18 protein-coding genes are annotated in these 20,246 nt (G+C 70.1%); 14 read left to right on the forward strand and 4 right to left on the reverse strand.

Annotated features, from left to right (window positions below):
* Positions 1–102 precede the first annotated feature (102 nt).
* From JYK02_RS00845 to JYK02_RS00865, 5 genes are all read left to right on the forward strand, one after another.
* Positions 103–1,095, forward strand: a complete 993-nt coding sequence (locus tag JYK02_RS00845; protein WP_347402400.1) for an HAD family hydrolase — start codon at positions 103–105, stop codon at positions 1,093–1,095.
* Complete coding sequence (locus tag JYK02_RS00850; protein WP_207047952.1) at positions 1,095–1,997, forward strand: bile acid:sodium symporter family protein; 903 nt, start codon at positions 1,095–1,097, stop codon at positions 1,995–1,997. Before JYK02_RS00845 ends, JYK02_RS00850 begins: the two co-directional genes overlap by 1 nt.
* A 132-nt stretch (positions 1,998–2,129) precedes the next feature.
* Positions 2,130–3,887, forward strand: a complete 1,758-nt coding sequence (locus JYK02_RS00855) for a SulP family inorganic anion transporter (protein ID WP_207047953.1) — start codon at positions 2,130–2,132, stop codon at positions 3,885–3,887.
* A 5-nt stretch (positions 3,888–3,892) separates the two neighbouring features.
* Entirely contained in the window at positions 3,893–5,311 is a 1,419-nt protein-coding gene (locus JYK02_RS00860) for a hypothetical protein (RefSeq protein WP_207047954.1), read from the forward strand.
* The gene (locus tag JYK02_RS00865; protein ID WP_207047955.1) at positions 5,308–6,561 is read left to right on the forward strand and encodes a threonine/serine exporter family protein; all 1,254 of its coding nucleotides are present in this window, start codon (positions 5,308–5,310) and stop codon (positions 6,559–6,561) included. Before JYK02_RS00860 ends, JYK02_RS00865 begins: the two co-directional genes overlap by 4 nt.
* 3 nt (positions 6,562–6,564) lie before the next feature.
* Here the strand turns inward: JYK02_RS00865 and JYK02_RS00870 are convergent, their stop codons facing one another.
* Positions 6,565–7,566, reverse strand: coding sequence for a formylglycine-generating enzyme family protein (locus JYK02_RS00870; RefSeq protein WP_207047956.1), 1,002 nt, complete (start codon positions 7,564–7,566; stop codon positions 6,565–6,567).
* A gap of 106 nt (positions 7,567–7,672) precedes the next feature.
* Here JYK02_RS00870 and JYK02_RS39385 point away from each other — a divergent pair, with 106 nt between their 5' ends.
* Positions 7,673–8,173 carry a hypothetical protein gene (locus tag JYK02_RS39385; RefSeq protein ID WP_242588283.1) on the forward strand — a complete coding sequence of 167 codons (501 nt, stop codon included), beginning with the start codon at positions 7,673–7,675 and terminating at the stop codon, positions 8,171–8,173.
* 22 nt (positions 8,174–8,195) lie between these two features.
* Positions 8,196–8,576, forward strand: a complete 381-nt coding sequence (locus JYK02_RS00880) for a hypothetical protein (RefSeq protein WP_242588284.1) — start codon at positions 8,196–8,198, stop codon at positions 8,574–8,576.
* 55 nt (positions 8,577–8,631) lie between these two features.
* Here the strand turns inward: JYK02_RS00880 and JYK02_RS00885 are convergent, their stop codons facing one another.
* Positions 8,632–10,302 carry an arylsulfatase gene (locus JYK02_RS00885; protein ID WP_207047957.1) on the reverse strand — a complete coding sequence of 557 codons (1,671 nt, stop codon included), beginning with the start codon at positions 10,300–10,302 and terminating at the stop codon, positions 8,632–8,634.
* 25 nt (positions 10,303–10,327) lie between these two features.
* The gene (locus JYK02_RS00890) at positions 10,328–12,322 is read right to left on the reverse strand and encodes a SulP family inorganic anion transporter (protein ID WP_242588285.1); all 1,995 of its coding nucleotides are present in this window, start codon (positions 12,320–12,322) and stop codon (positions 10,328–10,330) included.
* Positions 12,323–12,404: 82 nt separating this feature from the next.
* On the opposite strand from JYK02_RS00890, the gene JYK02_RS00895 reads away from it, so the two are divergent.
* The 4 genes from JYK02_RS00895 (at position 12,405) to JYK02_RS00910 (ending at position 16,341) form a co-directional block, all read left to right on the forward strand.
* Positions 12,405–13,058 carry a glutathione S-transferase family protein gene (locus tag JYK02_RS00895; protein ID WP_207047958.1) on the forward strand — a complete coding sequence of 218 codons (654 nt, stop codon included), beginning with the start codon at positions 12,405–12,407 and terminating at the stop codon, positions 13,056–13,058.
* 25 nt (positions 13,059–13,083) lie between these two features.
* Positions 13,084–14,787, forward strand: a complete 1,704-nt coding sequence (locus JYK02_RS00900; RefSeq protein ID WP_207047959.1) for a S8 family peptidase — start codon at positions 13,084–13,086, stop codon at positions 14,785–14,787.
* 102 nt (positions 14,788–14,889) lie between these two features.
* Positions 14,890–15,699 (forward strand): hypothetical protein, encoded by an 810-nt coding sequence (locus JYK02_RS00905; protein WP_207047960.1) that lies wholly within the window; start codon positions 14,890–14,892, stop codon positions 15,697–15,699.
* Between the two features lie 18 nt (positions 15,700–15,717).
* On the forward strand, positions 15,718–16,341 hold the full coding sequence (locus JYK02_RS00910; protein ID WP_207047961.1) for a hypothetical protein: 624 nt from the start codon (positions 15,718–15,720) through the stop codon (positions 16,339–16,341).
* Positions 16,342–16,351: 10 nt separating this feature from the next.
* Here JYK02_RS00910 and JYK02_RS00915 read toward each other — a convergent pair whose 3' ends face one another.
* Positions 16,352–17,149, reverse strand: coding sequence for a helix-turn-helix domain-containing protein (locus tag JYK02_RS00915; RefSeq protein WP_207047962.1), 798 nt, complete (start codon positions 17,147–17,149; stop codon positions 16,352–16,354).
* Positions 17,150–17,248: 99 nt separating this feature from the next.
* Between JYK02_RS00915 and JYK02_RS00920 the strand changes: the two genes are divergently transcribed.
* The 3 genes from JYK02_RS00920 (at position 17,249) to JYK02_RS00930 (ending at position 20,244) form a co-directional block, all read left to right on the forward strand.
* Positions 17,249–18,766 carry an FAD-dependent monooxygenase gene (locus tag JYK02_RS00920; RefSeq protein ID WP_207047963.1) on the forward strand — a complete coding sequence of 506 codons (1,518 nt, stop codon included), beginning with the start codon at positions 17,249–17,251 and terminating at the stop codon, positions 18,764–18,766.
* Between the two features lie 20 nt (positions 18,767–18,786).
* Positions 18,787–19,518, forward strand: a complete 732-nt coding sequence (locus JYK02_RS00925) for a hypothetical protein (protein WP_207047964.1) — start codon at positions 18,787–18,789, stop codon at positions 19,516–19,518.
* 162 nt (positions 19,519–19,680) lie between these two features.
* Complete coding sequence (locus JYK02_RS00930) at positions 19,681–20,244, forward strand: hypothetical protein (protein ID WP_207047965.1); 564 nt, start codon at positions 19,681–19,683, stop codon at positions 20,242–20,244.
* Positions 20,245–20,246 lie beyond the last annotated feature (2 nt).

Consider the following 20,246-nt stretch of genomic DNA (forward strand, 5'->3'; position numbering starts at 1 on the left):
CGCAGCGGGCCCTCCTCCCGCGCCCTCCACGCTGTGTTGTGAAGGCGCCGCTTCGTTCCCAACGTCCTGAAGTCCGGGATGGCACGGGAACAGGAGGCAGCCGTGGAACGACGTGCGTGGAAGAAGCCGGCCGGGTTCCTCGGGCCGCTCCTGCTATTGCTCTCCGTTCCCCTCCAGGCGCTGGCGGCGGATCCGCTGCCGTCCTGGAACGACGGCCCGGTGAAGCAGTCCATCATCGGCTTCGTCACCCGCGCCACCACCGAGGGAGGTCCCGGCTTCATCCCGCCGGAGGAGCGCATCGCCACCTTCGACAACGACGGCACGCTCTGGCAGGAGCAGCCCGTGGTGCAGGGCGCCTTCCTCCTGGAGCAGGTCAAGGCCCGCGTGAAAGAGGACGCGTCGCTCGCGAAGCAGCAGCCCTTCAAGGCCGTGCTCGAAGGGGACCTGGCGCTGCTCTCCACGATGGAGGAGCCGGAGTTGATGGCGCTCGCCGGGGCCACGCATCAGGGCAAAACGCAGGAGGAGTTCGCTCGCGAGGCCCGCGCGTTCTTCCAGAGCGCCCGCCACCCGAAGCTGGGCGTGCCGTACACTCAGCTCGTCTACGCACCCATGCTGGAGCTGCTCCAGTACCTGCGCGCCCATGGCTTCCAGACGTGGATTTCCTCGGGCGGCGGCATGGACTTCATGCGCGTCGTCTCCGAGGACCTGTACGGCGTGCCACCGCAGCAGGTCATCGGCAGCAGCCTGAAGGAGAAGTTCGACGACGCGGGAGGCCACCCGGTGCTGCGGCGCGAGGCGCGCCTGGACCACGTCAACGACAAGGCCGGCAAGCCCGTGGGCATCGAGCAGCACATCGGACGGCGGCCGGTGTTCGCGGCGGGCAACGTGCGCTCGGGGGGCGACATCCAGATGCTCCAGTACACGCAGGAGCAGCCGCGCGCGGGCTTCACCCTGCTCATCCACCACGACGACGCCGAGCGCGAGTTCGCCTACGAGGAGAAGAACGACGCGTCGCTGAAGGCCGCGCGCGAGGGCGGCTGGACCGTGGTCAGCATGCGCCAGGACTGGAAGCGCATCTTCCCCGGGGGCCGGTGATGCACGCGCTCCAGGACTTCGCCGGGCTGATGATCGCCACCTTCATCGTGGCGCTCGGGCTGTCGCAGGGGCTGTCGTGGCACCTGGAGGACCTGGGCCGGGGCGCGCGGCAACTGGCGTTCGCGCGCGGGCTGGGCGTGTGCATCGTGGGGGTGCCGCTGCTGGCCATCGTGGTGGCGAAGGTGCTGCCGCTGGGGCCCGTCGCGGCGGCCGTCATCGCGCTGATGGCGTTCTGCCCGGGGCTGCCCATGGCGCTCAACCTCGTGTCCCAGCAGAAGGGCAACCTTCCGCTGACCCTGGCGCTGTCCATCACGCTGTCGCTCGTCGCCATCGTGTCGATGCCGCTCTCCCTGGCGCTGCTGGCCCGGCTGTTTCCCGTGGCCATCCAGCCGCCGTCGTACGGGGCGCTCCTGGGCAGGGTCATCCTCCCTTTCCTCGTGCCCTTCGCGCTGGGCATCGGGCTGCAGAAGCTGTCGCCGGTCTGGGCGCGGCGGCTGGTGAAGCCGGTGAAGCTCTACTTCAACGTCTCGCTCGCCGTGGCCGGGCTGGTGCTGCTCGTGGCGGGCTTCCCGCTGCTCAAACACCTCCACTTCTGGAGCATCGTCGCGATGGTGCTGGTGACGCTGGGCTCCGCGGCGCTGGGGCACGTGGCGGGCCGGCCGCGGCCCGAGGACCGCACGGCGCTGGCCATCTCCGCCGTCTTCGGCAACCCCGCCTTCGCCTTCTGCCTGGGCGGCAGCACCTACCCCATGAAGAGCCTGCTGGGCGTCATGGGGCTATACCTCGTGATCCGCACGCTGGCGCTCGTTCCGTACCTGCTCTGGAACCAGCGCCACCAGGCGTCCGAGCGCGGCGGCGGCACCTCACTGCCGCCAGGCAGGCGGGCTCCCGCGAACCCGTGAGCATTCCGTGTCGGGGAGCCGATGCGCGCCACGCACCCGGGGGAGGATGCCGTGAGGCCCGGGGGCCCCCACCCTTTCTCGCGTCCAGGAGGCCAGCCGCATCGGCCGCATCCGCGTGGGGGAGGGAGGGCCATGAAGCACATCGCGGCCACGCCCATGCCCCTGCTGGGGCGGGTGCTCCCCGGCGTCGAGCAGGCGCGGACGTATGAGCGGCGGTGGCTGCGCGCGGACGTGCTGGCCGCGCTCACCGTGGGCGCGATGCTGATTCCCCAGGGCCTGGCCTACGCGCAGATTGTCGGCGTGCGTCCCGTGGCGGGGCTGTACGCGGGCGTCTTCGCGATGCTGGCCTACGCCCTGTTCGGCCCGTCGCGCCACCTGCTGGTGGGGCCGGAGGCGGGCGCGGCCATCCTCACCGCGACGGCGCTGGGCCCGGTGGTGGCGGGCGGTGGACCGGAGCGGCTGGCCTCGCTGGCGGCGCTGCTGGCGGTGATGGTGGGCGCGCTGAGCCTGCTGGGCGGGCTGTTCCGGGCGGGGGCGCTGGCGGACTTCCTGTCGCGGCCCATCCTCATCGGCTACGTCAACGGCGCGGCGCTCATCATCATCGGCAGCCAGCTGGCGCGGATGCTGGGGCTGGAGCGCAAGTCGAACGAGTTCGCGGGGCAGCTCCACGAGGTGGCGGCGAACGTGGACCGCACGCACGTGCCCACGCTGCTCCTGGGCCTGGGCATCGTCGCGGCGCTGGTGGCCATGCGCCGCTTCCTGCCGCGCTGGCCCGCGCCGCTGGTGATGGTGGCGCTCACCACGCTGGTGGCCTGGCGGTTCCAACTGGAGAACGGCGGCGTGAAGGTGGTGGGCCCCATCGCCACCGCGGCGCCCGCCTTCGGCCTGCCCGCCATCGGCTTCGAGGACGTGCGGGCGCTGCTGCCGGCGGCCTTCAGCCTCACGCTGGTGAACTACGCCAGCTCCGTGCTCGCGGGCCGCATCTACGCGGACCACTTCGGCTACCGGCTGGACACGCACCAGGAGTTCCTCGGCCAGGCGGCGGCCAACCTGCTCACCGGCCTCACGCAGGGCTTCCCGGTGACGGGCAGCGACTCGCGCACGGCGGTCAACGCGTCCATGCACGGGCGCACGCAGTTGGTCGGCGTGGGCGCGGCGGTGATGGTGCTTGTGTTCACGCTGTTCCTCACGCCGCTGCTGTCGAAGCTGCCGCTGGTGACGCTGGGGGCCATCGTCATCGTCGCGGCGGTGTACCTGCTGGAGTGGAGGCCCGTCGTCGCGCTGTGGCGCGTGCGGCCGGTGGAGGCGGTGCTCGCGGGGGTGACGACGCTGGGCGTGCTCTTCCTGGGCATCCTCCAGGGCATCCTCATCGCGGTGGCGCTGGCGCTGGTGGACCTCATCCGCCGCGCGGCACACCCGCATGACGCCGTGCTGGGCGAGCGCGAGGGGCTGCCCGGCTGGCACGACGTGGAGGGCCACGCGGACGCGGAGACGGTGCCAGGCCTGGTCGTCTACCGCTTCGACGCGCCCCTCTTCTTCGCCAACGCGCGCTTCCTGCGCGAACAGGTGCGCCGGCTGGTGGCGGACTCACGGCACCCGGTGCGCTGGTTCGTGCTGGACGCGTCCTCCGTGTTCGACCTGGACGTCACCGCCGCCGAGAGCCTGGAGAAGGTGTGGCACGAGCTCACGGACCAGGACATCACGTTCGCCGTGGCCCAGGCGCGCGCGCCAATGCGCAGGATGCTGCGGCGCTCGGGGTTGCAGGACCTGCTGGGCCAGGACCTGCTCTTTCCCACGGTGGGCGCGGCCGTGCGCGCCTACCTCGCCGCGAGGGATGACGCGCGGGCCGTCCCGGACGGCGAGCCCCTCTCCTCGCCACAGGTGCACTGACGGCCATGACCGCGAACCAATCCAGGGCTGCATGGGGTGTGGTGCTGGGACTGCTCGTGTCCGCGACGGCGCTGGCGCAGGACGCGCACTACACCACCCGGCAGTTCGGCAACCGCGCGTGGCTGCTGGGCGGCGCCTTCGTGGGCAACCCGGCCGACATCAGCGCCGTCTATTACAACCCGGGGGCGCTGGGGCTGCTGGGCGCGCCGGAGCTGGAGCTCACCGGCAGCGTGTATGAGTTCTCGAACGTCCGCGTGAAGGACGGGCAGGGGCAGGGCAAGAGCCTGTCGGACTCCAGCGTGGACGTGCTGCCGTCGTTGGTCGCGGGCTCGCTGGACTTCCAGTTCCTGGGCAAATCCCGGCTGGCCTATTCGCTGCTCACGCGGCAGGGCTTCTCCTACACCCTGCAGACGCGCGGCTCGCGGACGGGCACGGACCTGGGCGGCGTGCAGGGCCTGGACTCGCTGTCCACGGACGTGCGCCTGGACCAGTCCGTGAGCGAGTACTGGGCAGGCCTCTCCTGGGCCACGCCCGTGCGCGAGCACCTGGGCCTGGGCGTGAGCCCGTTCTTCGCGTACCGGCAGCAGGAGCTGCGCTTCCAGACGCTCGCGGAGGGCTCCGGTGCCGCGGGCCAGCAACTGCTGGCGACGCTGGGCCGCGACATGGAGCTCAAGCACCTGCGGGTGTTGTTGAAGCTGGGCGCCAGCTATCAGCAGGGCCCGTGGGCCGTGGGGCTGACCGTGACGACGCCGAGCCTGGCGCTCTGGGGACGGGCCTCCGCGGGCTACAAGCGCGCCCTGCTGACCCAGGGACTGGTCACGAACGCGCCCGCGCAGGTGTTCGACTTCCAGGACGGACTGCCGGCGCACTTCCGCAGCCCCGCGGCCGCCGCGGTCGGCGTCAGCCGGCGCTTCGGCGCGACCACGCTGCACGCGTCCGCGGAGGGCGTCCTGCGCGTCTCCGCCTTCAAGGTCGTGGACACCGCGCCCATCGTGCCGCGAGGCACGACGGAGTCCTTCGACGAAGACTACGAGCTGGCGCTCAAGCCGGTGCTGAACGGCGCCGTGGGCGTCGAGCATCGGCTGGGCGAGCGGTTGCGGGTGTACCTGAGCGGGCACACGGACTTCAGCGCGTTGGACCAGACGCAGGGGACGAACGCGCTGCTTGGCGGCTGGGACCTGTACCACCTCGCCTCGGGGGTGCACTTCCCCGTGGGCCGCTCGCGCTTCACGCTGGGGGCCAACGTGGCCTGGGGCGGCAAGCAGACGGAGCGGCTGGCGGAGGCGCTTCGGCAGACGGGCCTGGAGTCCTCCCTGAGCAGCCAGGACGTCCGCTTCTTCCAGGCCACGCTGCTGGTGGGCGCGAACTTCGCGCTCGGGGGCCAGCGCGAGACGGGCGACGACGCCAACGCCGGGGCCCGGTGAAGCGCGAGCACGACACTCCGCCGGAAGTGGACGAGCAGGCCGCGTCCGCCTTCCTGCTGGACCTGGCGAAGGCGCTGCACCTGGCCTACCAGCCGTCGCTGCTGGTGGAGGAGCGCGTGCGGCGGGCGGCGAAGGCGTGGGGGCTGAAGGTGGAGGTCTTCACGCTCCAGAGCCTGGCGATGACGGAGGTGCTGTCCCCGCGGCGCTCGCACGTGTCCTTCTCGCGGCTGCCCTTCAATCCGCACTGGAACCTGGGCCGGGCCGCGGCGCTCCTGCGGTTGGCGGACACGCTCGCGAGCGGGGGGCTGCGGCTGCCGGAGGCTCGCGCGGAGCTGGACCGCATCGAGGCGACGCACTCGCCGTATCCCGAGTGGCTCGTGTTCGGGGTCTACGGCGTCTACGGCGCGGCGGTGGCGGCGCGGGTGGGCGGCGCGTGGCTGGAGATGGCGGTGGCCTTCTTCGTGGGCATGCTCGCGGGCGTCATCCACTTCGGGACGCTGCGCTCGCAGTGGGTGGACCTGCAGAAGAGCTTCCTCGCCGCGTTCCTGGGGACGCTGGTGGCGCTGGGGTTCACGTTCGTGCTGCCGCCCTTCAACGCGGTGCGGGCGCTGTTCGGCGGGGCGACGCTGCTGGTGCCCGCGATGGTGGTGACGCTGGGCTCGCTGGAGCTGGCCATGGAGTCGGTGGAGGCGGGCCTGCCCCGGCTGATGTACGGCCTTTTGCGCTTCATGATGCTGGGCGTGGGCATCGCGGCGGCGGGCACGCTGTGGGGCTTCGTCTGGCCGCTGCCGCCGCACGTGGACGCGCATGCGCTGCCGCCGCTCCTGGTGCTCTTCCTGGTGGCGGTGGGAGGCGTGGCGCTGTCGGTGTGCATGGCGGGACGGCCGCGCGACGTGGGGTGGATCGTGGCCGGCGTGGTGCTGGCCTATGAGACGCAGGCGGTGGCGAAGGCGCTGCTCGGGGACCGGGGCAGTCCGCTGCTGGCCGCGTTCGTGCTGGGCGTGGTGGGGCTGCTGTACGGGCGCGGCCGGGACCGGATGCCGATGACGGTCATCATGCCCGGGATGCTGCAGCTGGCGCCGGGCTTCATCGGGACCGAGGCGGTGGTCGCGCTGCTGGGCGGTGGGGGCGCGAACGACGCCCGGCTGTTCAACGTGTTGCTGGTGGCGCTCCAACTGGTGCTGGGCCTGGTGTTCGCGACGGTGGTGGTGCCGCCGCGCTTCTCCCGGGAGCGCGGCGCCCGCGCGTAGCGGCTACGGGCGCACGATGCAGCGGAAGCCGATGTGGCTGGCGCCGCTGTCCACGGCCTGGGGCGAGCGCGCCGCGGGCCGGTAGCGGCGGCAGTAGTTGGGCGCGCACAGGTGGCTGCCGCCCTTGAGGACGCGGCGGGGAAGGGTGATGGCGGGCGTGGAGGGGTCCTGGCTGCCCTGCGCCGTCGCGGGGCCGCGCGGGTTGACGGGGATGCAGCACGCCTTGCCTTTGTTGCCCTGGTGGCGCTCCTGGTACCAGTCGGTGGTCCATTCCCAGACGTTGCCGGCCATCTCGTGCAGGCCGTAGCCGTTGGGAGGGAAGGTGCCAACGGGGCAGGTGCCCTCGTGGCCGTCCTCGCGGAGGTTCTGCCATGGGAAGTAGCCCTGCCAGGTGTTGGCCAGGTGTTCGCCATGGGGAGTGAAGTCATTGCCCCAGCAGAACTCGTTGCGGTCCAGGCCGCCGCGAGCGGCGCGCTCCCACTCCGCCTCGGAGGGGAGGGCCTTGCCGGCCCAGGTGGCATAGGCCTCCGCGTCCTCGTAGGCGATGTGGACGACGGGATGGTCGCGGCGGTGCTTCACGGAGGAGCGGCGGCCCTCGGGGTGTTTCCAGCAGGCCTCGGGGACATAGCGCCACCAGTGGGTGACGTTGCCCAGGTCCACGGGGCCCGGGGGCTTCTGGAAGACGAGCGAGCCGGGGACCAGGGACTCAGGAGTGGCGCCAGGGTAGTCCGCCGGGTCGAGGGGCCGCTGCGCGACGGTGACGTAGCCGGTGGCCTCGACGAAGCGGGCGAACTGTTCGTTGGTCACGGTGAAGCGGTCCATCCAGAAGCCGGAGACGGTGACCTGATGGGCGGGGGCTTCCTCGGGATAGTGGTGGTCGGAGCCCATCCAGTAGGTGCCGCCAGGGATCCACACCATGTCCGGAAAGGGCGCGCGACCCGGGCGCGCGGCGGTGTCGGTGGACTCCACGTCGGGCGAGGAGTCACGGATGTCGTTCCGGTGCATGGCTTGAAGTCCTCCAATGGAGAACATCCGGCCCGGCGCTCGGAATGACACTCGCACTGGAGGCCGGGTAGGGTGTCCGCACGCTGACGCACGTGTTGGAGCCTGGATGTCCAGCAACGTCCGAGACAGCAGAGCAGCCCTACCCAAGGCTCTTGGCGCGTGGGCCTTGCTTGCTGTCGCTACCGCGGGCGGGTGCTCTCATGCCCAGAAGCCAGAGCGACGTGTCTATCTCATCGCGGAAGATGCGGGTGGCATCGGCGGCGGTGGCGGACGCGACTGTGATGCCGAGCATGTCGCGTGCTTTGACCGATGCTGGAACTCCGCCCCTCCATTGACGAGCATCAAGTGGGGCTCCGGCAAGCACCATGAGTACTGCACGGAGGAGTGCCGCGAACGCTACATGGATTGCATCCAGGCACTGGAGCGAGCCCCGAAGAAGGGCGACGTCCAGGAGCTTCGGTTCTCGAACATCGAGGCCGCGCTGGATTGGTTGCGGACGCACCGGTCGGAGGTGGCGATGGGGACCGTCGTCGTCATCGCGGGCGTCGCGTTCGTCGTCGCCACTGGAGGATCAGGCGCGTTGATTCTCGCTCCACTTGCGCTTTAGTGACCGCGAACAGGACGAGGCCATGACTGCTCCCAACGAATTTGAGATGGAGTCGACGCTGAGGATCCTGGACGCCGTGAGCAAGAGCTATCCGCCCGGTTCGAAGGAAGAAGCCGCTGTCCAGCTCGCGGCTGTTTCGCTGCTCTACCTTCGCCGCATCAAGAAGCTGGATGGATTTCTCGAGTACCATCGCGAGTTCTCCGATCCCTCGGCGCATGTCCCCCTTGCGAAGGAGTTCGTGACCCAGGCGGAGGCGGATGCGTGGCTCGCCGGTGGAGAAGCAGTGGATGGTGCGCTCGTCAGGATTGAGGGGAAGGGCTTCCAGGTCATCCAGCTGCCCAAGGGACTGAAGTTCCTTCGGACGCCCCTTCCAGAGGAGTTGGGGCCTCCAGCTCTGAAGTAGGCGCAACACCGCCACCGCCGTTGAAGCTGCATCCGACGGTGGCGGTCGCCGTGCGCTACTGGTGCGACTGATGGACGCGGTGGAGGAGTTGCTCCACCTCGTTGGCCAGCGACATGACCTGGTCCCCGATGCTGGGCTCCTGCTTGTTCTGGAGCGCCTCCGCCATCTTCTTCTTCACGCGCTCCTTGAGCGGCCCGATGCTCAAGCTGCCCGGGGCCTGGCTGGGCGGGTAGTCGATGAGGCTCTCCGCGAACTCCTTCACCAGCGCCTGCGCCGGCACGAACGTGAACATGCGCTCGCCGTACCACGACGTGTACAGGCCGGAGTGCGGTCCGTACTCGAAGGGATCCGAGCGCAGGTTGATGAGGTAGGGCCACGCCGGGTTGAAGCGCTTGCCGCTGAACCACATGTCCGGCCCCTCACCATCCTGGTAGCTGAAGATGATCTTCCAGTCCTTGTACCGGACGGCCGCCAGGTCCCCGCTGTCGAGCACGTAGATGAACCGGTCGCGGCGCCCCTCCTCCGAGCCCGCCAGCAGGCCTGTCTGGTCGTACCCATCCAGGTGGACCCGGAAGGTCTTGGACCCGGCCGTGTAGCCCTGCTTGCACTGCTCCACCAGGTCGGTGGGCCCGCCCGCGGCGGCCACCAGGGTGGGCATCCAGTCCTCGTGCGCGAAGATGTCGTTGATGACGCGCCCGGGCTCCACCACGCCCGGCCAGCGCACCACGCAGGGCACCCGCACGCCGCCCTCCCACGTCGAGCCCTTCTCCCCGCGGAACGGGCTGTTGCCTCCGTCCGGCCAGCCCATCTTCTCCACGCCGTTGTCGGTGGAGAAGACCACCAGGGTGTTGTCCGCGATGCCCAGCTCGTCCAGCTTCGCGAGCAGCGCGCCGACGATGTCGTCCAGCTCCCGCATCGCGTCCGCGTAGAGGCCGTAGCCCGTCGCGTTGCGGTACTTCTCCTGGAGGAACGTCCACACGTGCGTGCGCGTGGTGTTGTGCCAAAGGAAGAACGGCTTGCCCTCCTTCACGGAGCGCTCCATGAAGTCCAGCGCCCCCTCCAGGAACTCGCCGTCCACCGTCTCCATGCGCTTCTTCGTGAGCGGACCTGTGTCCTCGATGCGCTGGTGGCCCACCACGCCCCAGCGCGGATCCTCGGTGGCGTCATTGCGCTCGGTGGCCCAGGCGTGCAGCACGCCGCGCGGGCCGAACCTCGCCTTGAAGGCCGGGTCCTTGGGGTAGTCCGGGCACTCGGGCTCGTTCTCCGCGTTGAGGTGGTAGAGGTTGCCGAAGAACTCGTCGAAGCCGTGCACCGTGGGCAGGTAGGGATTGGAGTCGCCCAGGTGGTTCTTGCCGAACTGGCCGCAGGTGTAGCCCAGCGGCTTGAGCAGCTCCGCGATGGTGGGGTCGGAGTCCTGCAGGCCGTACTTCGCGCCCGGCATGCCAATGGTGGTGAGCCCCGTGCGCAGCGGGTTCATGCCGGTGATGAACGCCGCGCGGCCCGCGGTGCAGCTCTGCTGGCCGTAGCAGTCCGTCATCAGCGCGCCTTCCTTCGCGATGCGGTCGATGTTGGGCGTGCGGTAGCCCATCATCCCCCGGTTGTAGGCGCTGACGTTCCAGAAGCCGATGTCGTCTCCCCAGATGACCAGGATGTTGGGCTTCTGCTTCGCCGGCTTCCCGTGGCCATTGCCGTGTCCGTTGCCCGAGGGCTTCGCCTTGCTCGCCATGAACGACCTCCTTGCGTGGGACTGCTCAATGTCTTGACCCGGAGGGCCCCTCGTCATCGGCCGGTGGATGGGGCAGGTGCCGCAGCAGCTCCTGCATCCGCGTGTCCGCGTCATCCAGCCGCACGAGCAGCTCCTCCTGCCGGTAGCGCTCCTCGCCGTGCAGCGCCGCGCCCGCTTCGTCCACGCGCGAGCGCACCAGGTACAGGCCGTCCTGGATGAGGCGCCACTCCTGCCAGGCCTGGGATTCGTGACGGACCATCCACGCCTCCACGCCTGCTCGCACGTGCGGATGGACGTGCTCCCGGCCCACCTTCGCCAGGACGCCCGTGCGCTCCAGCAGCCGCTGCGCCGGTGCGTGCACCCGGGCCAGTGACAGCGTGATGCCCCGGTTCGACAGGTCCTCGTGCAGCCCGGCCAGCATGTCCGCGCCCGGCACGTCCAGGTCGTCCGTCAGCTCCAGGTCCAGCAACACCTCGCGCACCGGCACCTTCGCGTCGCGCACGCGCGAGAGCACTTCGTCCCGCAGTGACGTCGCGTTGGCGAAGAACAGCCCTTCTTCCGGCCGGAAGACGTGCAGGCCGGGCAGGGTGATGGCCGAGGACTCCCGGTGCGTGGCCGCCAGGTCCAGCGTCCCCGGCACCCGCCCCAGCTCGCTCAGGCGCGGCCGGCTGGCGCGGTACACGGTGAGGAACAGCGACAGGCCCACCGCGATGAGCAACCCGGGCAGCACGTCGAAGGCCAGCACACCCACGAGCGCCACCGCCGCGCCCACGAAGTCCGCCCGGCGCATCCTCGCCAGCCGCACCATCTCCTTCACATCCATCATCCCCAGGATGGCCACCACCACGATGGCGCCGAGCGTCGCCTCCGGCAGCGCGCGGAACAGGCCCGTGAGGAACAGCGCCACCAGCAGCGTCAGCCCTGCGGTCACCAGCGACGACACCTGCGTCGTGGAGCCCGCCTGATCATTCGCGGCGGACTTGGACAGGCTGCACCCCATGCCGAAGCCCCGGAACAGCCCGCCGCCCAGGTTCGCCGCGCCCAGGCCCACCAGCTCGCGGTTGGGGTCCACTTCGTACCCATGCTTCGCGGCGAACATGCGCGCGGGGCCAATCGCCTCCGCGAACGCCACCAGCGCGATGCCGCAGGCTCCCGGCAACAGCTTCATCAGGTCCCCGAAGCCCACGTCCGGCACCTGGGGCGGCACCAGTCCCGCGGGAATGTGTCCCACGATGGCCACCCCCTTCGCGTCCAGGTGCAGCCACGAGGACACGGCGATGCCCACCACCAGCACCGCGAGCGCGGCGGGGATGCGCCGCGACACCCGCGCCAGGAGCAGCAGCGCCGCGATGCTCGCCGCCCCCACCGCGAGCGTCAGCGCGTGCGTCTGGCCCAGGTGGGAGAGGATGAAGCCCAGCCGCTCGAAGAAGCCGCCCTTCGCGCCCTCGATGCCCAGCAGCTTCGGCACCTGCTTGATGGCGATGATGAGCGCCAGCCCGAACACGAAGCCGCTGAGCACGGAGGCGGAGAAGAACTGCGCCACGCGGCCCAGCTTCAGCACGCCCGCCAGCGCGGCCACCGCGCCCGCCATCAGCGCCAGCGCGGCCGTGAGCGCCACGAAGCGCGGGGAGCCCTGCTGCGCCATTGCGCCCACCGTGGCCGCGGAGAGCACCGACACGCTCGCGGACACCGCGATGATGAGCTGCCGCGAGCTGCCGAACAGCGCGTAGAGCGCCAGCGCCGCGGGGGTGGAGTACAGCGCCGCCTGAGGGGGCAGCCCGGCGAGCTGCGCGTACGCCATGCCCTCCGGGATGTGCAGCGCCGTCACCGTGAGCGCGCCCACCAGGTCCTTCTTCAGGCGCGACCGGTCATAGCCCCGCAGCGAGGCGAGGAACGGGCTGACGCGAGCGAGCCACGAAGCGCCAGCCGACGGACGCGGGTCTTCTCCCATGGCCACGAAGTGCCCACCCGGCTGGTCGCGGCCATCGTCCTGCCGGCAGGGGCGGACGGCGGCGTCCATGGCTTGTGCTCCTGCTCGCATCCGATGGAAGAACAAACATGACGCTGGTCATGCCTACCGGAGTAACGGGAGGCTGCCAGGCATGATCACCGTCAGTGCTTTCAAGTGGGTGCCGCCGTTCGCGCAGGGCCTGGTCCGCGACCTCCGCGTGCGGTGGGCGCTGGAGGAGGCGGGCCTGCCGTATCAGTCGAGGCTGATTGACAGGGAGGTCCAGCGCTCGGCGGACTACCGCATGCAGCAGCCCTTCGGGCAGGTGCCGGTGTTCGAGCAGGACGGCCTGACCCTGTTCGAGTCGGGCGCCATCCTGGTCCACATCGCATTGAAGAGCGACGTGCTCCTCCCCACGGACGAGGCGGGCCGGGCGCGTGCGCTCTCGTGGTTGTTCGCGGCGCTGAACTCGCTGGAGATCCACATCCAGCAGCTCGCGGAGATCGACCTCTTCGTCCCGGATGCCGAGTGGGCGAAGCTCCACCGTCCCGACGTGGTGAAGAACATCCACCAGCGCCTGGGCGAGCTGGCCTCGTGGCTGGGGGACCGCCCGTACCTGGAGGACCGCTTCACCGTGGGGGACCTGATGATGACCACGGTGCTGCGCATCCTGCGGCACACGGACGTGCTCGACGCCCATCCCACGCTCAAGGCCTACAAGGAACGCTGCGAGGCGCGGCCCGCGTTCCAGCGCGCACTGGCGGCCCAACTGGGAGCGTTCCAGCAGCACGAGCGGCGCAAGGATTAATGGATTTACGGTTTCGATATATTCCATGCTGGCCGCGGAGCGCTCCGGGGCCGAGCGCTCGCTGCTGGCGGGACGGGGACTGTCCGAGGCCCGGCTCGAGGGGGACGTGAAGGCCGCGCAGGCCCTGCTGGAGCGCGCGCCCCGTGCCTCCTCCCTCCGCCGCCTCTTCACGGAGGACGAGCCCGCGCTGGCGCTTCGCAAGTCGCTGGGTGAATCCCGGAGTGGCCGCCAGCTGGCGGACCTCGACCTGTACTACGCGGTGCCGCTCGTGCCGGGCACCACCGCGGAGCGCGTGGCGGAGCTGGTCGCTTCGCTCAACGCGCTGGACAGCGTGGAGATTGCCTACGCGGAGCCTCCCGCCGAGCCCGCCATGGTGAACTTCGGCATGGAGCCCGTGCTGCGCGGCCTGCTCGCGGCGGGGGACATCCCTCCCACGACGCCGCAGTACGTGGGCAACCAGGGCTACCTCAACGCGGCCCCCATTGGCGTGGACGCGCGCTATGCCTGGACCCTGGCCGGTGGCAACGGCGCGGGCATCTTCTTCGTGGACATCGAAGGGGACTGGCGCACCACCCACGAGGACATGCCTCCCCTCTTCATCCAGATGGGCACGCCGCACACCGACCTCATCTGGCGCAACCACGGCACCGCGGTGCTGGGGGAGGTCGTGGGCACGGCCAACGGCTACGGCGTGACGGGCATCGCGCACGGCGCGACGGCGGGCGTGTCGTCGTACCTGCAGGGGACCGCCGCCGCCATCTCCAACGCGGCGGCGGCGGTGGAACCTGGCGGCGTCATCCTGATTGAACTGCACATGCTAGGTCCGGCGGACAGCACGCCGTGTACCTGCAACCAGGACCAGTGCAACTTCATCGCGGTGGAGTACTGGCAGGCCAACTACGACGCCATCGCCACGGCCACGGCGAACGGCGTCACCGTGGTGGAGGCGGCGGGCAACGGCAGCGTCAACCTGGATGAGGCGGCCTACGGCGGCGCCTTCAACCGCAACATGCGCGACTCGGGCGCCATCGTGGTGGGCGCGAGCACCGCCACCACGCGCGTCCCCATGTGCTGGACGAACTTCGGCTCGCGCGTGGACGTGCACGGCTGGGGTGAGGGCGTCGCGTCCATGGGCTACGGCGATCTGTTCAGCTTTGGCGAGGACCAGTATTACACGAGCACCTTCGGCGGCACGTCCAGCGCGGCGCCCATCGTCGCCGGCTCGGCGCTGAGCCTCCTGGGCGTGGCGAGTGGCCGCGGCGTGGGTTCGCTCGACCCGCGCACCCTGCGCGGCCTGCTGGCCAGCACGGGCACGGCGCAGGCGGCGGATGCGCGCAACATCGGCCCGCTGCCCAACCTGCGCCAGGCCCTCCAGGCGTTGCCGCACTTCACCTGGTCCTCCGCGGGCTCCATCCCCGGCCAGTACTGCACCCACGTGTACGAGGCGCTGGACCCGGACACGTGGGATGACAACTACCTGTGCTCCCCGGTGGACCACGGCATCCAGTGGAGCTACGCGGGCCCCATCGCCGGCATGCGCTGCACGCAGGTCACCGAGCCGTCCGAGCCCGCCGAGCACACGTGGCACGACAACTACCTCTGCGTGCCGACGAACAGCCCGCTGCATTTCTCCTGGTCGTGGGCGGGTCCCATCCCGGGCAAGCTCTGCACGCTCATGTTCGAGCCGTCGGACCCCCACGCCTGGGGCGACAACTACCTCTGCTACTGATGGATGTTTGAAGTTCGGACACGCCGTGTGTGACGCGGCGTGTCCGGACGCGGGCGCCCCGCGTTATCCTGCGCTTCCAGTTCCCCCCTCAGGAGCGCCCCCATGCCCCGCGGAATCTCCAGGTCCGGCTCAGGCCCCTCGCTGCCGGTGAAGCGCAAGCACGACGAACTCACCTCCACCATCCGCAAGCCCACGGTGGAGGGGCCTCCGCTGAAGAAGCAGCGGACCCAGGGGCCTGATGCCACGCCGCAGCCGCCGGTGAAGAAGCCGACCACGGACCCCTCGATGCACGCCGTCTACGACAAGATGGCGCACGAGGAGATGCTGAAGAACCCGAAGTACGCCGCGCTGGTGAATGACGCCGCGGCCGCCTCTGGTGGCAAGCCGGTCAATGTCGTCACCAAGGACCAGGTCCACGGCGGCATGTTCTACACGAAGGACAACCAGATCGGCCTGCGGCCGGACCTCACGGGTCCCAAGCGCGCCAGCGTCATGGCCTTCGAGGCCACCAACGTGGCGCAGCAGAAGAAGTTCAGCAAGGTCACGAGCGACGCCTTCCGCAACGAGCTCAACGGCGCGCTGGGCAAGCAGACCTTCGGCGGCGACCTGAACGCCCGGCGGGAGAACTTCGCCATGGGCATGGAGCGCATCGAGTACGACGGCATCAAGCGCCACCATGACGTGATGAAGCACGGCATCGACAACCAGGGCTGGCCCAAGGAGATGGACCGCTTCGGCAAGCGCCTGGAGGGCTCGGACCCCAGCTTCAAGAGCTACTGGGACCGCCAGAACGTCCCGGACGCCAAGACGGGCAAGAGCCACTCGGACGTGTACCGCGCCCAGTTCGACAACATCCACGCCACCGCGCAGAAGGCCGCGGCGGAGATGAAGGCGAAGCAGGGCATCAAGTAGGCCTGCTAGAAGGGGGGCATGTCCTCCGCCATCCAGACCCGTTCCCGCAGCGAGCTGGCCCACGGCCGTTTCGGTCAGACCCGCTTCATGATCCGCCGAAAGTTCTTCAAGCTCTTCGGCGGCGCGTTCCACATCTACGACGAGGCGGGCAACGTCGCCTTCTACTCGAAGATGAAGGCCTTCAAGCTGAAGGAGGACCTGCGCATCTACAGCGGCGAGGACATGCAGGAGGAGCTCCTCACCATCCAGGCGCGCAGCATCCTGGACTTCGGCGCCACCTACGACGTCACCGACGCGGCCACGGGCGAGCGCGTGGGCGCGCTGCGCCGCAAGGCCCTGAGCTCCATGCTGCGCGACACCTGGCTGGTGCTGGACGTGGACGGCCAGGAGGTGGGGCGGATTGAAGAGGACAGCATGCTGCTGGCGCTCGTGCGGCGCTTCCTCACCAACCTCCTGCCGCAGACCTTCACCGGGACGCTGGGCGGCGAGCAGGTGCTCAGCTTCCGGCAGCACTTCAACCCGTTCATCCAGAAGATTGATTTGGACTTCTCCATGGACACGCAGCGCCGGCTGGACCGGCGCCTGGGCATCGCCGCGGCGGTGCTCCTGTGCGCCATCGAAGGCCGCCAGTCCGGCGGGTAGGGCCGCCGCGTCACCCGGAGTGACGCGCGCGGTACTCGCGGGGTGCGCAGCCGAAGCGCGCACGGAAGGCCCGGGCGAAGCGGCCCGGGTCTCCGAAGCCGCAGGCGAGCGCGGTCTCCAGCACGGAGGCGTCCCGCCGCAGCCGGATCCGCTCCGCCGCGCGCTCCAGCCGGAAGCCCTGGAGGTACTGGTAGGGGCTCTCGCCCACGCTGGCGCGGAAGGCGCGCAGGAAGGAGTAGCGGCACATGCCCGCGGCTTCGGCCAGGTCCTCCACGCGCAGCGCGTCCGCGTACTCCCCCGCGATGCGCTCCAGGGCCCGCTGGATGCGCGCGTCCCGCTGACGGTGCTGACGCTCCGGAGCGCTCCCGCGCACGAGCCCGTACAGCAGCGAGTCCATCAGCGCGCCCAGGCCCGGGTCGCTCGCGGGGACACCGCTCTCAATCTCTTCCATCACCAGCCGGATGTGCGCGGTGAGGCGTGAGTCCGCGGGGTGGACGGCGGAGAACCGGGGCACGCTCGCGCGAGGGCCCAGGGCGCCGGCCGCCTCCTCCAGCCACGTCCCGGGCAGCCAGAGCTGGTGGAGCACCGCGGCCCGAACCACGGGGGTGTTCTCCCCGTCGTCGGTGAGGACGACGCACGTGCCCGCCGCCGCGTCGAGCGTGGAGCGCCCCAGGTCGAACTGGATGTGGCCCTGCTGGACCCAGGTCAGCTCGAAGGACTGGTTGGCGTGCTTGGGGCCCCGGCCGACGCGGCTCCCCGCGAAGGCGCGGCGCAGGTGGAAGAGGGGCCGGTGTGCTGCCTCGCTCATGCGGTGGAAGGTAGCACCGCACGGAGCGAGTCACGATTCGCCGGATGGACCACCCGTTGCGCCAAGACCCGGGGGCGGCCGGGCGCTATGTCTCCGGGCATGCAAGCCCATCCCTCGCAGGTGCATCCGGTTCCCGTGCTCATCGTCGGCGGCAGGCTCGTGGGGCTGTCGACCGCGTTGTTCCTCGCGCATCACGGCGTGCGCGCGCGGGTTGTCGAGAAGCACGCGGGCACGTCGCTCCATCCGCGTGCACGCGGCTTCCATGCGCGCACGTTGGAGTTGCTGCGGTCCACGTGCGCGGGCGAGGAGGTGGAGCGGGCCGGCGCCGTCCCCGAGGGCACGGTCATCGGAGAGCTGGTGGCCGCCACGCTCGCGGGGCCGGTGCATTCGTGGAAGACGCGGACGGTCTCCACCCAGCGGCTGGACCTCAGCCCGCGCCCGATGGTCTTCCTGGGGCAGGACCGGCTGGAGCCCATCCTCCTGAAGGCCGTGAGGAGCCTGGGCGTGGAGGTGCGCTTCCGGCAGGAGCTGACGGGCTTCACGCAGGATGCGCAGGGCGTGCGGGCCACGGTGCTCGACCGCGACACGGGGGCGGTGTCCACCGTGGAGGCGGCGTATCTCATTGGCGCGGACGGGGTGCGCAGCCCGGTGCGCGAGGCGCTGGGCATCGGTCAGAAGGGCAGGGGTTCCTTTGGCCACAACATCTCCACCCTCTTCGACGCCGACCTCTCGTCCGTGCAGCGCGAGGTGCCGCTGGGCTTCGCGGTGCTCACGCATCCGGAGGCGGGCGGCGTCCTCGTGGCCACGGACGTGAAGGACCGGTGGCTCCACGCGACCCGCATCGACATCGCCCGTGAGACGGCCGCCGACTTCACGGAAGCCCGGTGGACGCAGCGGCTGCGCACCGTCACGGGCATCCCGGACCTGAAGCCCACGTTCCACGGAACGTTCGTGTGGGAAGCGGCGGAGCGGGTCGCGGAGCGGTTCAGTTCAGGCCGGGTCTTCCTCGCGGGAGACGCCGTGCACCAGATGCCGCCCACGGGAGGCTTTGGCGCCAACACCGGCATCCACGACGCGGCGGACCTCGCCTGGAAGCTGGCCGCGGTGTTGAACGGCCACGCGGGCCCCGCGTTGCTGGACACCTACGACGCGGAGCGAAGGCCCGTGGCGGCAGCCATCGCGAGCCAGGCCGCGCTGCTCTCCCTGCAGATGATGAAGCAGGCGCTTCCGGAGGGTGAGGTGATTGTCGACGACGATGCCGTCACCCTCGGCTACCGCTATGGTGAAGGGCCGCCGCTGCCGAAGACGTTCGTCCCCACGGGGGAACCCGGCACGCGCGCGCCGCACGTCTGGCTGGAGGACCGCAAGTCGACGCTGGACCTCTTCGGCAACGGCTTCGTCCTGCTCGCGGGAAGTGAGGCGTGGCGCGGCGCGGAGCGCATGCCGCTGCGGGTCCACGTGGTCCAAGGCTGGCAGCAAGCGTATGGGGTAGGGGACGGCGGCGCCTGCCTCGTGCGCCCGGACGGCATGGTGGCGGCACGGTGGGCTGAACCCGTCGGGAACGCGGAGCAGGTACTCTCTGCCACGCTGAAAGCACTGCTGTTCCGCGAGGATTGAGCAGGGACTGTCTGGGACCCATGAAGGCATCCGCCATCACTGCGTTGGGACTGCTGCTGCTCGGGGCCTGCACCACGGCGCATCCGCCGGAGTCGCTGGCCACGCTCCCAGAGGAGGAGACGGAGTCGAGCATCGTCAAGACCGACCGCCTGGGCACCCGCACGTGCCACACCGAGAAGGGAGTGAGCTGGCCCGACCTGCTTCCTCAAGGAGCCCTCACCCAGCGCCTGACGCGGGACCCCGACAGGCGTCAGCGGGAGCAGAATGCGCGGGACCGTACGCAGTGCTGGCTCTCGTACAAGCTCCTGGCCTTGGAGGAGGCCTCGCTGCTGCCCCTGGATCCGGACAAGGAGGTCTACCGCTTCACCTGGATCCCCTCGTTCCACGGGAACAGGGTCATTCGCGTCGAGCACTGGGGGAACATCCACTCCCTGCACGTCAAGGTTGAAGGGACTGCCGACGGCGCCTTGTCCATGGACCGGCGCGTCCTGCTTACGCCCACCCAGTGGGAGGCACTCCAGCAGCGGCTAGAGCAGGCCGGCTTCTGGACGCTGGAGCGCTTCACCCTCCCTCACTCCGTGTATGCCAGCGACGGCGCCTCTTGGCTGTTCGAAGGAGGCCGACAGGGACGCTACCGGGCGCTGGACATCGGCGTTCATGGCCCTGACGGGCGTACAGGGCCCTTTCACGACCTGGGAGCGTTCCTGGTGGAGCTGTCCGGCATCCCCGTGACCGATGACACGCCGTACTGAGCGGCTTGAAGAGGAGGGGGCTTGAAGGCATCCGCCATCGCTGCCTTGGGACTGCTGCTGGGGGCCTGCACCACGGTGCGGCCGCGGGCGGATCCGCCTCTGGGTTTCATCGAAGAAGGATTCCCGAGCAGCGGACCCTGCGGCACCGCGTGGCCGGCCGACATGCCCGATGCCTTTCCGCGAGGGGCTTTTGCCCTGGCGCTGTGGCCCGGTCTGGAGGCGGAGTTCCTCGACGCGCATAGGCAGGAGTTCATGCACTGCTGGTGCTCCGGCATGCTGCGGGCCTTGAAGGAAGGGCCGCTGCTGCCCCTGGCACCCGGCAGCGAGGTCTACCGCTTCACGTGGATCCCTTCTTCCCGTGAGTCCTTCGTCATCCGCATCGAGCGCCGGGGCCCCGTCCACTCCCTGCACGTGAAGGTGTCCGGCATGGAAGAAGGGTTGCTGACCGTCGACCGGCGCATCCTGCTCACGCCCACCCAGTGGCAGGCCGTGCAACAGCATCTGGACGCAGCCCGCTTCTGGTCCCTGAATCGCTTCTTCTCGTCGAGCGGCCGCGTCTACCTGGACGGGTCGGAGTGGCTGCTCGAGGGAGGGCGGGAAGGGCACTACCGCGTGCTGAGCATCCACAGCCCCGACCCCGAGGGCCCCGAGCGCTCCATCCGTGCCCTGGGCGCGTTCCTGCTGGAGCTCTCCGGCATCACGCTGGCCAGCGGCGGGCTGTACTGAAA

Origin of the sequence: Corallococcus macrosporus, from assembly GCF_017302985.1 — a bacterium.
Lineage (GTDB): Bacteria > Myxococcota > Myxococcia > Myxococcales > Myxococcaceae > Corallococcus > Corallococcus macrosporus_A.

What these genes read in the sequence shown, in the direction of transcription:
- JYK02_RS00850 (WP_207047952.1), top strand. Translation starts at nt 1,095, where the DNA reads ATGCACGCGCTCCAGGACTTCGCCGGGCTGATGATCGCCACCTTCATC.
- JYK02_RS00855 (WP_207047953.1), top strand. Translation starts at nt 2,130, where the DNA reads ATGAAGCACATCGCGGCCACGCCCATGCCCCTGCTGGGGCGGGTGCTC.
- JYK02_RS00860 (WP_207047954.1), top strand. Translation starts at nt 3,893, where the DNA reads ATGACCGCGAACCAATCCAGGGCTGCATGGGGTGTGGTGCTGGGACTG.
- JYK02_RS00870 (WP_207047956.1), bottom strand. Translation starts at nt 7,566, where the DNA reads ATGCACCGGAACGACATCCGTGACTCCTCGCCCGACGTGGAGTCCACC.
- JYK02_RS39385 (WP_242588283.1), top strand. Translation starts at nt 7,673, where the DNA reads ATGTCCAGCAACGTCCGAGACAGCAGAGCAGCCCTACCCAAGGCTCTT.
- JYK02_RS00880 (WP_242588284.1), top strand. Translation starts at nt 8,196, where the DNA reads ATGACTGCTCCCAACGAATTTGAGATGGAGTCGACGCTGAGGATCCTG.
- JYK02_RS00885 (WP_207047957.1), bottom strand. Translation starts at nt 10,302, where the DNA reads ATGGCGAGCAAGGCGAAGCCCTCGGGCAACGGACACGGCAATGGCCAC.
- JYK02_RS00890 (WP_242588285.1), bottom strand. Translation starts at nt 12,322, where the DNA reads ATGGACGCCGCCGTCCGCCCCTGCCGGCAGGACGATGGCCGCGACCAG.
- JYK02_RS00895 (WP_207047958.1), top strand. Translation starts at nt 12,405, where the DNA reads ATGATCACCGTCAGTGCTTTCAAGTGGGTGCCGCCGTTCGCGCAGGGC.
- JYK02_RS00900 (WP_207047959.1), top strand. Translation starts at nt 13,084, where the DNA reads ATGCTGGCCGCGGAGCGCTCCGGGGCCGAGCGCTCGCTGCTGGCGGGA.
- JYK02_RS00905 (WP_207047960.1), top strand. Translation starts at nt 14,890, where the DNA reads ATGCCCCGCGGAATCTCCAGGTCCGGCTCAGGCCCCTCGCTGCCGGTG.
- JYK02_RS00910 (WP_207047961.1), top strand. Translation starts at nt 15,718, where the DNA reads ATGTCCTCCGCCATCCAGACCCGTTCCCGCAGCGAGCTGGCCCACGGC.
- JYK02_RS00915 (WP_207047962.1), bottom strand. Translation starts at nt 17,149, where the DNA reads ATGAGCGAGGCAGCACACCGGCCCCTCTTCCACCTGCGCCGCGCCTTC.
- JYK02_RS00920 (WP_207047963.1), top strand. Translation starts at nt 17,249, where the DNA reads ATGCAAGCCCATCCCTCGCAGGTGCATCCGGTTCCCGTGCTCATCGTC.
- JYK02_RS00925 (WP_207047964.1), top strand. Translation starts at nt 18,787, where the DNA reads ATGAAGGCATCCGCCATCACTGCGTTGGGACTGCTGCTGCTCGGGGCC.
- JYK02_RS00930 (WP_207047965.1), top strand. Translation starts at nt 19,681, where the DNA reads ATGCCCGATGCCTTTCCGCGAGGGGCTTTTGCCCTGGCGCTGTGGCCC.